Here is a 12,764-nt window from a genome sequence, read left to right as displayed (position 1 = left end):
TCATGGATGAGAAACGATTAATTCAAGATTTCCTTTGATCTTATATTCACCTAATCCAGCAGGCAAGATAAAGTGGCTGCCTTTATTAACTGAGAAGGTTCCCTCTTCTGTTATAATGTCACCTGACCCATTCAAAACACTGCAAATTAAAAACGGCTTGTCCTGTTGGAAAGCTGCAGAATCCTCAATTTCCCATTTATAGACAGAGAAGTACTGTTCCTTCACGAAAGTCGTAATCGTAGCACCCTGGATTTTCTCAATGCTAGGCTTTACCGTTGCATCTATATGCGGAATAGTTGTTACATCAATTGATTTTTGAATATGCAATTCGCGCTTGTTTCCATTTTGGTCGACTCTGTCATAGTCATAGACACGATAAGTGGTGTCAGAGCTTTGCTGTGTTTCTAAGATAAGAACACCTGAACAAAGGGCGTGAATTGTACCACTTGGGACATAAAAGAAGTCACCAGGTTTCACCTTTACACGACTTAATAATTCGTTCCATTCTCCATTCTCAATCATTTCAACGAATTGCTCTTTCGTTTGAGCAGTGTGGCCATAGATGATTTCTGCATCATCCTTACAATCGATCACATACCAGCATTCTGTTTTACCAAGTTCGCCGTTTTCGTATTTGTCTGCGTACTCATCATTTGGATGGACTTGAATGGATAAGTCATTGTTTGCATCCAGAATTTTGGTGAGGAGTGGGAATACATCTCCATCCAAACTGCCAAATAGCTCACGATGCTCTTTCCACAGTTTCCCAAGAGGTTTTCCCTCGTATGGACCTTGACTTACAATACTTTGCCCGTTTGGATGCGCGGATACAGCCCAGCATTCTCCTGTTAAGTCTGATTCAATTGGATAACCAAATTCAGTACGTAACTTGGTCCCACCCCAGATTCGTTCTTGAAATTGTGGTGTTAAAAAAATCGGTTGTTTCATAATTAGTCAACTCCCTTTCGATTACTTTCCTATTTAATATGTGTGTTTCCTTATTTTTTCTATCCTGAGACAAGGAACCTGTCCCCTGTCCCTAATCCTTTACCCTACCCGTGGAGCCTCTTTTTATGAGGTTGGCTGGGAGGAGAATTTCTTGGACAGGCTCATGTGGATGGTCAATTCTCCATCGTAGTTGTTTGAATGCATATGAGCCGAATAATTTTAAGTTAATGGCCATTGTAGTGATAGGAGGATCTGCTAGTTGAGATAATTGACCGTTATCAAAGCTGCAAACCGAGACTTGATCTGGTATTTTAAGTCCAAAACTCTTAAGGGACGAACTCACCATAAAACCAAATCCATCATTTACACATAGCCATGCGCTCGGAATATGTTTGAGTGATTTGATTTTTCGATCAATGGCACCGTTTTCTTCTTTTGCCGTAAGAAATATGACTTCCTCTTTCGGAGTGATATTCGCTTCCTTTAAAGCTAACAAAAACCCTTCCATCCGTTCATAATAACTAGGCGAAAAGTCTATATTCCCGACAAAGGCGATTTCTCGATGGCCTAAATCAATCAGGTGTTTCGTTGCCAAATAGGCTCCAAACCGATTATTTGTCAAGATGGCATCGGCATGAATCAAAGGATGATGATGATCGATTAGTACTGTCGGAATACCAGTCGAAATTACCTTGTTTATATAATCTAAACTGATATGAGAAACAATGATAACTCCGTCCACTCTTTTTTCTTCTATAAAACTTGGAAGAATAAGATCATTCTTCGCGGATTCTGATATGGATTGGATGAGGAGATTGACACCGTTGTTTATCGCATTTTGCTCGACAGATAAAAAGATCTCACCGAAAAAACTTTTCATTGAGAACGCAAATTCCGTTGCAATCAATCCGATTGTTAATTGCCTATTTTCTTTTGGGGTCTTCTTACCCTTATATACATACCCTAGTTCAGCTGCTGTTCGTTCAACTAACTCTTTGGTATCTGTACTCACTCCACCCTTTCCAGTTAAGGCTTGTGATACGGAGTTTTTTGATATTCCTAATCTATCTGCAATATCTTGCATCGTTACTTTCCTTTTCATATTTCCTCCTACTGTCATGACGAAATGTTTTTTGTAACGTTACAACCATAATATCATTTAATAGTTTAAAGTGGAAGTAATCTTTCGGAATTTGACGATTCAGTGACAGGTGGTTTCTTTCTTGACAACCACATTACATTAACTTTATAATCGAGTTGTAATTAAATCTAGTAACCTTACAAATCGCATTTGTAATCCTGATTACAATTTTCAATTACAGACTTCTATTTATGTATATTGGTAAGTTACTAGGTAACAATACAACTAACAACTTATTCTCACTTAATATTTAATGTGTTTTGAAAGCGTTTTTTATAAAGTGAGAGTGATTGTAAAACAGGGAGGAAAACAAACATGAAGTTCAAAAAAACGGCTACATTACTGGTCACGCTTGGATTGTCTGCAACCGCTCTATTTGGTTGTTCTACAGGTAAAGATGATTCTTCTTCTAAAAAAACAGAAGATGGTGTCACCACAATTGAATTTTGGGCAGCTCCAAATCCAACTCAACAAGCATTCTGGTCTGATATGGCGAAGGAATTTGAAAAAGAGAATTCTGATATCAAAGTTAATGTCTCTGCCATTAAAGAAAGCCCTACTTCTGAAGCAAGTATTCAATCAGCCATTGCAGCTAAACAAGCACCAACAATGTCAGAAAACATTAACCGTGGGTTTGGCGCACTATTAGCTGAAAGTAAAGCAATCGTTCCTTTAAACGAAATTGAAGGTTTTGAGGAATTAGTAAGTACACGTCAAATGACAGATACCATTGAAAGCTGGAAATCAGGCGACGGCAGTCAATACATTTTCCCAATTTACTCAAATTCCATGCTATTTGGCTGGAGATTGGATATTTTAAATGAACTTGGATACAAAGAAGCACCAAAAACATATAGTGAAGTTTTAGATGTTGCGAAAAAATTAAAAGAAAAATATCCTGATAAATACGTTTGGGCAAAACCAGATTTAGCAGACCCAACAGCATGGAAAAGATGGTTTGACTTCTTTATGCTCTACAATGCCGCATCTGATGGAAATGCATTTGTACAAGGAAATGAGTTTGTAGGAGATAAAGATGCTGGAATCGAAGTATTTGAATTTGTTCAAGATCTAGTCAATGAAGATGCCGTATTAACAGCACAAGTAACAGATCCTTTTGAAGAAGGCACAGGAATCTTTACAGATGTTGGTCCTTGGACTCCTGGATCCACTTGGAAGGAAAAGTATCCTGAATTGGTATATAACGAAACATATACACTAAGTCTACCACCTGTTCCAGACAACATGGACCCAGAAAATGCAAAAACATTTGCTGATGCGAAGGGTGTCGTAATCTATGCTTCTGCAACAGAAGAAGAACAAAAAGCGGCAATGGAGTTTTTAACGTGGGTATACTCCAATCCAGAAGCTGATTTAAAATGGCTTCAAGTTACAGACCTTCCTCCAGCAAGAGATGACTTAGGAACAAACGATGCATTTGCTTCTTACTTTGAAGAAAAACCTGTAATGAAAGCATATGCAGATGCAGTCGCAAACGGTGTTCCACCAATGGGAAATTCTAAATACAACGAGATTCAAACATATATCGGACAATATGCATTCAACAAAATCGTGAAAGGCGAAATCGATCCTGAACAAGCATGGGATGATATGTTGAAGGCTATTGAGGGGGAACTTAAGTAATGCAAAAAACAACAAACGGTATGGGCTGGCTATTCACTAGCCCATACGTTCTTTTTGGAATTATTTTCTTCTTTATACCTCTAATCTGGTCGTTATTCTTAGCTTTTACAGATTGGAATTTAATTTCACCAGAGTTTAACTTTGTTGGTTTTTCTAATTTTATTGAAGCGGTAAAAAGTCCTGGTGTACACGCAGCGTTTTTTAATACCTATAAATTCCTGATTATTTACGTACCAATTGTTGTGGCATTGTCATTGACGGTTGCCATTGTTGTCAACGGACTACCAAAATTTAAAGGGTTATTTTTAATAGGCTTCTTTCTTCCCTATTTATCTTCTGGCGTTGTATCTTCATTAATTGTCAATGGAATTCTTTCATATAATGGTCCATTCAATACGTTCTTACGAGAAAAATTAGGAATTAATATTGACTGGCTTGGAACCCCAACCGCCGCATTAATTGTAGTGTCTATCATGCTTGCTTGGAAATTTACCGGTTACTATGGATTGATTTTATTCTCAGGTTTAGCAGGGATAAATAAAGAAATTTATGAAGCTGCGGCAATTGACGGTGCAACAAAGTGGCAAACGCTTTGGAAAATTACCATTCCACAATTGTACCCAGCATTGTATACCGTATTAATTTTAGCGATTGGTGTAAGCTTCGGGATCTTTACGGAAGTGTATCAATTAACGGGCGGAGGTCCTAATAACGCAACGAATACATGGCAAATGGAAATCTTCACAAGAGCCTTCACGAACCTACAGGCTGGTTATGCTTCAGCGATCGCTTTAATTGCAGCTGTTGTTACATTTGTCTCTATCTATATTCTTAGAAAACTTGTTGAATTGTGGGGTAAACGAAATGGTTGGAGCTAAAAAAAATTATATAGGTCGTTACCTTATTGCAACTATCTTGCTACTGTTGATGGTGTATCCATTCATCTATCTGATTTTAAATTCATTTGCTGATTGGACTCAAGTGGATAAAAAATTGATTCCAACTGATTTTACATTACGTTCCTATGAATGGTTATTTACAGGTGGAGATGCAGGAATTGCTCGTCCATGGTTAAATGCTTTCCTCAATAGTGTAATTGTTTCTTTTGCATCTACTTTTTTAATGATGCTAATAGGCGTGTTGGTTTCCTTCGCCCTATCAAAATTAGTGTTTAAAGGCAGAGATTTCGTAAACAACTTTGTCCTGTTTCATATGTTCTTCCCTGCCTTAATTTTATTAATCCCTACTTTCTTAATTATCGAACGAGTAGGTTTGTATGATACGTATCTCGGTTTAATTATTCCGAAGGCAGTTAGTTTATGGGCAATTTTCATGTACACCAATTTCTTTAGAGCCATACCGGATACATTTATTGAAGCCGCGAAATTAGACGGCGCGAGTAACCTGCAGATTCTATTTAAAATTATTTTACCGATGTCGAAATCGATCACAACTGTTATTTTCCTATTTTTATTCACAGAGCGTTGGACAGAATTATTATGGGATATGATTGCGGTTCGCAGTGATGAAATGCTGACACTAAACGTGCTCATTTCTCAAATGTTTGGTCCTTATGGCGGTTATCCTGGACCAATGTATGCAGCATCGGTTCTATTAACCATCCCAGTGATTATCTTATTCTTGTTCTTCTCGAAGAAGTTCCAAGAAGGTATGCAATTTACACTTAAGTAATAGAGGATGTTCAAAAAGTCCGGTGGAAATGACACATCGATAGAGGAACTTCGACTAACTACCGACACTTCCTGTGTCGAACGTCGAAGTCACCACATCCTGTGGAAGCTCGTTGGCTTGCTTTTCTGCTCCTCACGTATTAATTACATACGTTCCGGTGCTCAAAGCTTCGCCGCCTCGAACTTCTTGGTCCTTTTCATCCTCCTTTTTGAACACATATTAATATGGAGGTTTATTGTGGATAAATGGTGGAAAAAAGCAGTCTTTTATGAAATTTATATGCCAAGCTTTTGTGATGGCAATGGCGATGGTATCGGTGATTTTATTGGTATTACTTCAAAATTAGATTACCTATCTGATATAGGGATTGATGGAATCTGGTTAACTCCGTTTTATCAATCCCCTAAGGTCGATAATGGCTATGACATTTCCGACTATTATTCCGTTGACCCGGATTATGGAACCATGGCTGACTTTGAGCATTTTCTCAATGAGGCTCATCTCAGAAACATGAAGGTAATCGTCGACATTGTCTTAAATCATACTTCATCTGAGCACCAATGGTTTCACGAATCAAGATCTTCAAAGGACCATCCAAAACGGGATTGGTATATATGGAAGGATCCTGCAGATGGCAAGGAACCGAATAACTGGGAATCCTTTATGGGTGGTTCAGCTTGGAAATTTGATGAAAAGACGAGTCAATATTACTATCATGGCTTTGCTGAAGAACAAGTTGATTTGAATTGGGCAAATCCTGAAGTCAAACAAGCGTTGTTCGATGTCATGAAATTTTGGCTTGACAAAGGGGTCGATGGTTTCCGCCTCGATGTCATCAATCATTTAACATTACACACAAGCTTTCCTGATAATCCGATTGATCCTGAAACAAAAAAACAAGTTCATTTATATGACAAAGACCAAGAAGGAATTCTTGAAGTCATAAAAGAAATTTCAACTTTTGTACATGCCTACCCTGATAAATTTTTAGTGGGAGAAGTGGGTTCAGAGGATTTAACTATATTAAAAGAATACTGCGGCAACAATAAACTGGATGTCGTGTTTCAATTTAATCTAGGTAGTATTCCAACACTAGATGTTAGAAACATCTATAAACAATTAGTAGATATGGATGACCAATATCGTGATGATCAGTTTCCGACTCTGTTTTTTGGCAGTCATGATATGTCACGCTTTATCTCGAGGTTTGCTGTTGAGGGCTATGAAGAAGAAGTTGCGAAACTCATGGCTACCCTCATGCTAACAGCAAAAGGAGTTCCGTTTATCTATTTTGGCGATGAAATTGGAATGCGTGACCTTGTCATTGATGATATTTCAAAGATGAAGGATGTCCAAGGGGTGATCGCTTATCAGTTAGCGATTGATGCCGGTAAAAATGAAAGTGAAGCATTAGCCGAGGCCAATCGCAATGGAAGAGACAGTTCTAGATCACCCATGCAATGGGAATCCACCAAGTATTTCGGTTTTTCTGAGGTGGAACCGTGGATTTCATTACCAGATAACAATGTGACGGTTGAGAATCAACTAGACAATCCTGAATCGATGCTTTCTTTCTACCGGAAGCTAATCGAATTACGTAAAGACATTCCTGCATTATCCGTTGGGAACTATATACAGCTTGAAGAGAAAGACAATCTATTAATGTACGAAAGAAATTATGAAGATTCAACCGTGATGGTCTATCTGAATTTTAATGAAGAACATACGCATGTTTCTTTAGATGAAAATTGTATTGTCTTATTATCCTCGAGAAGAAGCTCCATTTTAAGCGAGAAGTCATTAGAGATTCTTCCATATGAGGCAATCATTGTTGAAAAAAAGGAGGGAGAACCTCGTGTTCATTCCAAGTGAAAAAAAAGCAATTTCTGGTATCCAGTTACTAGATGAATACCGTAAAAATAACAAACAACCTTATGAAAAAATGCGCATTCCTTTTACCGGTGTTCCCGGCAAGGATGTATATAACATAACTGCCCCTTTTGAAGATGAGGGAGAATTGGTGATTGCCGGTCGAGTTGAAAGCAGAGATAGCGAACATTCTGAAGTTATGTTTTTTGTAAACCATGACGGTCAATGGATCCAAAGAGAGAATAGTCGGGTCTTTAAGTTGCAGGATCCATTCTTTACAAAGATTGGTGAAGAGTTGATTTTTGGTGGTGTCGAAATTTTTCCACACCCTACCCTACAAGGTGCATTAAGCTGGAGAACAGCTTTTTATCGCGGAAAAAATATTGCGAGCCTAGAAAAGTTCTTTGAAGGTCCAGATGGCATGAAGGATTTACGTCTGGTTGAGTTGAAAGATGGATCCATCGGTATATTTACCCGTCCTCAAGGGAAAAAAGGGGGTCGAGGAAAAATTGGCTTTACAAAAGTAAAAACACTAGAAGAGTTATCAGTTGAAGTCATCAACGATGCCCCTTTATTGAATCAATTTCTGGATGAAGAATGGGGTGGCGCTAATGAAATCCATCTTCTTTCAAACGGTCAGCTCGGTGTCTTAGGACATATTGCCCGCTTTGATGATGTAGGAGATCGTCACTATTATTCAATGGTATTCGTTATAGATCCAGAAAATGGTGAGTACAGTGACATTCAAATTATCGCCGAGCGAGCAGATTTCTTGGATGGTCCAACTAAGCGTCCTGATTTACTCGATGTTGTATTTAGCGGTGGACTGGTTCGGACTTCTGACGAAAAAGCAGAATTATATGCAGGCATTAGTGATGCTGATGCACAGAAAATAATCATCCCTGATCCATTTAAACAATTTGAACAATAAAAGGAGCTTTTCACACATGACTTTAGCGGAAAAAAGAGAGCAGTTTGAAAAAACAAAGAACGTCTATGAATCTGCAAAACTCACCTTTATTGGTGTAGATGGATTTGATGTCTATAACACATCCATTCCTTTTTCATACAAAGATAAGACTTATCTCTTTGGAAGAGTAGAAAAGCGTGATGAATGGGCTCGCTCATGGGTTCGTTTATTTGAAAATACTGGACAGGATGAATGGACTTTAGTTCGTGACTCGATGATTTATCAGTTGGAAGACCCATACATTGCGTTCATCAATCATGAACTAGTGATGGGAGGAACCCACGTCCGTTATAAACAAGGTGAGATTGATACATTTTTTGCCTATTTCTATAAAGGAACAGAATTGGATAATTTATATTATTTTACAACTGGTCCTGAATACATGAAAGATATTCGTCTCGTTCAGTTAGAAAATAACCAAATTGGCGTCTTTTCAAGACCGAGAAGCGAAGAAATCCGCCAAAAATATGGCAGCGAGTCGATTGTTGGCTTTACAACAATTAATCACTTGAGTGAATTAACGGCTGAAGTGATCGAAAATGCTCCTATCATCGAAGGTTTATTCGGTAAGGATGAATGGGGTGGCTGTAACCAATGTTACCTCTTATCAAGTGGGAATATCGGAGTGATTGGACATAAATGCTACAATCAACTCGCTGATGACGGCGAAGAATTAAAGGTATACATGAACGTCTCCTTTGTTTTTGACCCAAAAACACATCAAGTGCTAGATGAAAAAATCATCGGTACACGTTCATGTTACCCAGATGGCCCTGCAAAACTACCTAATCTTATAGATTGTGCATTTACTTCAGGAATCACTGTACGACCTGACGGAAAAGTCGATCTTTATAGTGGGATTGGTGATACAGAAGAAGGAAGAATCACCATCGACAATCCGTTTGAAGGATATGGCGATATTGTAGAAAGAAAGTTGGGCTAGTTTAGATAATTAAAATACAATTTGAATTGGTTTTACCCGTTCAAATTAAATAATAGGAGTAATATAAATGAAGATTTATCGTTATGAAGAGAATCCATTAATCACACCAATGGATGTCACACCATACCATAAGAATTTTGAAGTCATTGGAGCATTTAATGCCGGGGTCACAGAATATAATGGGGAAACTCTCCTCGTACTAAGGATCGCTGAAAGACCGCTAAGTGAAGATCCGAACATTGTGAAAGCACCTGTGTATAATCCAACAACTAATGAGTTAGAAATAATTGAGTTAAATAAAGACGATGCAAGATATGATTTTTCTGATCCCCGCGTAATTTTGGATAAAGAAACAAATAAGTTCGTCTATTTAACATCCCTCTCTTATTTACGATTAGCTAGAAGTAAAGATGGTCGTCGTTTTACAATCGATGATAAACCATTTGTGTATCCATCCAATATCCATGAAACTTTTGGTATTGAGGATCCACGTGTCACAAAAATTGAAGATACATATTATGTATACTTCAGTGCAATTTCTCCAATGGGGGTAGGAGAATCACTAGTATCGACAAAGGATTTTAAACAGACTGTTCACCATGGCATGATCTTTAGTCCGGAAAATAAAGACGTCACAATTTTCCCTGAAAAAATCAACGGAAAATACTATGCCCTACATCGTCCTGTACCGAGTGCAACAGGAGCACCTCAAGTATGGATTGCAGAGTCAGACAATTTACGATACTGGGGAAATCACCAATTTTTATTTGGACTCCGCAACAATATGTGGGATGATGCTCGCATTGGAGCTGGGGCTGTGCCAATTAAAACCGATAAAGGCTGGCTTGAGCTTTATCATGGTGCAAGCAAAGACAACCGATACTGTATGGGTGCCGTCTTATTCGACTTAGAAGACCCTACAAAAATAATCGCTCGTTCAGAAAAACCAATACTCGAACCAGAAGCAACCTATGAAGTAGAAGGCTTCTTCGGAAACGTGGTATTTTCATGCGGAGCACTCGTAGAAGGCGACATTGTCAAAATGTATTATGGAGTTGCCGATACATCCATGGCTTGTGCGGAATTGAGTCTTACGGAAATATTGGATTCATTAACATATTACTAAAAAGTGGTGGGTCAAGGAGACAAGTTCCTTGACTCATTTTTTTCGGAGAAAATGAACTTTTGCTATACTAAGATTCTAATATTGAGAGTATAACATCACTTACTAACCCCTTTTGCTCACCAAAATAATTCAAACAAACGATTGATTGAATTAAAATACACGTGGTACCATTGTGCTGAATCATTAAACAAACATTTGTTTGAAATCGACATTTTAAAAAAACGCCCGATTAGTACAGATTTCTCCTAATCGGGCGTTTGCTATTCTAACATAAATTCACTTCGTATTATTCTTTTCGTGATTCAACCTCTAAACCTGATGTGTTAGAAGAGATGTCAAAAACAACTTCTTCATTCTCTTTCTTAACCATTATATCAATAAATCCTTTTCCAACTCGAATCCCATTGCACTCAATCCAATCCATATCGTCAGGTAGAATCGGATTTACCTTCATCACATTCTTATGTGAATTTACCTGTAAACCTAGTAAAGCATGTACTAATGCAAATGGCGTTCCTGCCGCCCATGCTTGTGGAGAGCACGCAACCGGATATGGGATAATCGTTTCTTCTTGTTGATTGTCATATCCACAGAAAAGTTCGGGCAAACGATTCGCTTCAAACTGTTCGGCACTCGCAAATAAAGCACTCACCAGTTTTTTCACATGTGCTGAATACCCATACTTCGCTAATCCTAAGACAATAATCGAGTTGTCATGCGGCCATACGGTTCCATTATGGTACGCTACAGGGCTATATACCTTCTCATACTTGCTCATCGTACGTATTCCCCAACAGGAAAATAACCCATCATCTAAGAGTTTGTTCGCTACATCCTCACTTCTATCAGTCGGAATAATTCCTGACCATAAGGCATGTCCAGGGTCAGAAGTAATGGTTTGAATTTGCTTTTTCTTATGATCAAGTGCTAACGCATAATACTTTTCGTCTTCCATCCAGAAAGAGCAATTAAATCTTTCTTTTAAGTCAGCAGCTTCTTGCTTTAGCTTGTTCGCTTTATCTGTGTTTCCCATATACTCATAGAGCTCTGCCATCTTTATTTTGGCATCATAAAGATATCCCTGTACCTCCACAACGGCCATTGGAGATTCCGAGTGCTTCCCATCCTTGTGAACCAAAGAGTAAGTAGAATCCTTCCAACTTTGTACAACTAGTCCACCACTTACTTGATTATCGAATTCAATAAACTGATCGCCATCCAGATCTGCATATTTTTCTAAATAAAACAGTGCTTTTTCAACAGCCGGTAAAAGTTCATTTAATATGTCTTCATCTCCTGTCCAGCGAACGGTTGCTGCAAATAAAACAATGAACAGCGGTGTTGCGTCAATACTTCCATAATAGCGTTGATAAGGGACTTCCCCTAGATTCGCCATCTCTCCGTTTCGCATCTCATGAAGAATCTTACCCGGGGCTTCTTCGTTCCAACTGTTTAACTTTTCACCTTGCAAGACTGCAAGTGTACGCAATGTATTCTTTGCTATAGAAGGATCTAAAACGAGTGTTTGTATAGCGGTTACGATAGAATCTCTACCAAACGGTACACAATACCAAGGAATACCCGCTACCGGAAAATGCCCCTGTCCAATGTCCGTTGCTAACATATACAAATCTTGTTCTGCTTGTCTGATTGTTTTATTAACCTTTTGATTACTAGTCATAATCTTTGTTTGACTATCTAACCAAATATCAAGATTTTGTTGTGCTAATTGTTTAGCTTCTTGATACCGTAATGGTTGTTTAATGGGTTGCTCGTTAATCGATACTTGAAAAGCTAACTCAATGGTCTCCTTCTCCCCTGGCGCAAGGGATAGATCGTACGTTATTTCATTCTTTGCGATGCGAACTCCCTTTGATCCAGTAATCTTAAGCGTTCTTTCATATCCGTCAAGACCCACATAACCATGATAAAGCCCATTTCCCCTTATTGATGGCATTTTCAAATGACCACGATTTTGTCTCTTTGCGCCTCTTACTTCAAATATATCCTCAAAACTGGCTTCCAGCTGAAAACTTACGGAACAACGAATCTGTTTTTGACTCCCGTTTGTAATTTCTACTTGGTCATAAAAAATGTCATCATAAATGAGCTGGGATCGATTTATTTCTAAATCCATCTTTTCGAAATGGTCATCACCTGTATGAATATCCTCATTACTTAGTCTAAAACGATTTTCGATACCCCTGTTGTTCTTTTTCATTAAGAAAATGCATGGTTGATGATTGATTTTCATCACATAACGCTTTAAAAATCTCGTGTCTTTATAATAAATCCCTGTACCTATGAGTGTTTCGTCCATATCTCCATACTGATTCGTAACGGAAAAGACTTCACCATGTTTTAAAGATACAAATGACATAAAATTCCTCCTAATCCGATAACGTTTACATTTTCGATTTCTGGGTCCCTC

10 protein-coding genes are annotated in these 12,764 nt (G+C 38.2%); 7 read left to right on the top strand and 3 right to left on the bottom strand.

What is annotated here, in order from left to right:
• On the bottom strand, positions 1-948 hold the full coding sequence (gene manA / locus ABC371_RS07650; RefSeq protein ID WP_412896245.1) for a mannose-6-phosphate isomerase, class I: 948 nt from the start codon (positions 946-948) through the stop codon (positions 1-3).
• A 91-nt stretch (positions 949-1,039) separates the two neighbouring features.
• Positions 1,040-2,050, bottom strand: a complete 1,011-nt coding sequence (locus tag ABC371_RS07645; protein ID WP_412896244.1) for a substrate-binding domain-containing protein — start codon at positions 2,048-2,050, stop codon at positions 1,040-1,042.
• A gap of 354 nt (positions 2,051-2,404) precedes the next feature.
• On the opposite strand from ABC371_RS07645, the gene ABC371_RS07640 reads away from it, so the two are divergent.
• The 7 genes from ABC371_RS07640 to ABC371_RS07610 all read left to right on the top strand — a co-directional run bounded on the left by ABC371_RS07640 (position 2,405) and on the right by ABC371_RS07610 (position 10,333).
• The gene (locus ABC371_RS07640) at positions 2,405-3,733 is read left to right on the top strand and encodes a sugar ABC transporter substrate-binding protein (RefSeq protein ID WP_412896243.1); all 1,329 of its coding nucleotides are present in this window, start codon (positions 2,405-2,407) and stop codon (positions 3,731-3,733) included.
• The gene (locus ABC371_RS07635) at positions 3,733-4,611 is read left to right on the top strand and encodes a carbohydrate ABC transporter permease (RefSeq protein WP_412896242.1); all 879 of its coding nucleotides are present in this window, start codon (positions 3,733-3,735) and stop codon (positions 4,609-4,611) included. Before ABC371_RS07640 ends, ABC371_RS07635 begins: the two co-directional genes overlap by 1 nt.
• Positions 4,598-5,425, top strand: a complete 828-nt coding sequence (locus ABC371_RS07630; protein ID WP_412896241.1) for a carbohydrate ABC transporter permease — start codon at positions 4,598-4,600, stop codon at positions 5,423-5,425. The genes ABC371_RS07635 and ABC371_RS07630 overlap by 14 nt, the downstream gene beginning before the upstream one ends.
• A 237-nt stretch (positions 5,426-5,662) precedes the next feature.
• Positions 5,663-7,297 (top strand): alpha-glucosidase, encoded by a 1,635-nt coding sequence (locus tag ABC371_RS07625; protein ID WP_412896240.1) that lies wholly within the window; start codon positions 5,663-5,665, stop codon positions 7,295-7,297.
• On the top strand, positions 7,287-8,225 hold the full coding sequence (locus ABC371_RS07620; protein WP_412899296.1) for an MTP-1 family protein: 939 nt from the start codon (positions 7,287-7,289) through the stop codon (positions 8,223-8,225). Before ABC371_RS07625 ends, ABC371_RS07620 begins: the two co-directional genes overlap by 11 nt.
• A 16-nt stretch (positions 8,226-8,241) precedes the next feature.
• On the top strand, positions 8,242-9,207 hold the full coding sequence (locus ABC371_RS07615) for a DUF1861 family protein (RefSeq protein ID WP_412896239.1): 966 nt from the start codon (positions 8,242-8,244) through the stop codon (positions 9,205-9,207).
• 67 nt (positions 9,208-9,274) lie between these two features.
• Positions 9,275-10,333 carry a BtaManbiosPhlase gene (locus ABC371_RS07610; RefSeq protein ID WP_412896238.1) on the top strand — a complete coding sequence of 353 codons (1,059 nt, stop codon included), beginning with the start codon at positions 9,275-9,277 and terminating at the stop codon, positions 10,331-10,333.
• 286 nt (positions 10,334-10,619) lie between these two features.
• On the opposite strand, the gene ABC371_RS07605 is transcribed toward ABC371_RS07610, so the two are convergent.
• Complete coding sequence (locus ABC371_RS07605) at positions 10,620-12,713, bottom strand: amylo-alpha-1,6-glucosidase (RefSeq protein WP_412896237.1); 2,094 nt, start codon at positions 12,711-12,713, stop codon at positions 10,620-10,622.
• Positions 12,714-12,764: the final 51 nt, after the last annotated feature.

Origin of the sequence: Bacillus jepli (assembly GCF_047238305.1) — a bacterium.
Lineage (GTDB): Bacteria > Bacillota > Bacilli > Bacillales > Bacillaceae_L > Ferdinandcohnia.
The sequence above is the reverse complement of the archived record's forward strand: the minus strand, read 5'-3'. Positions and strand labels throughout refer to the sequence as shown.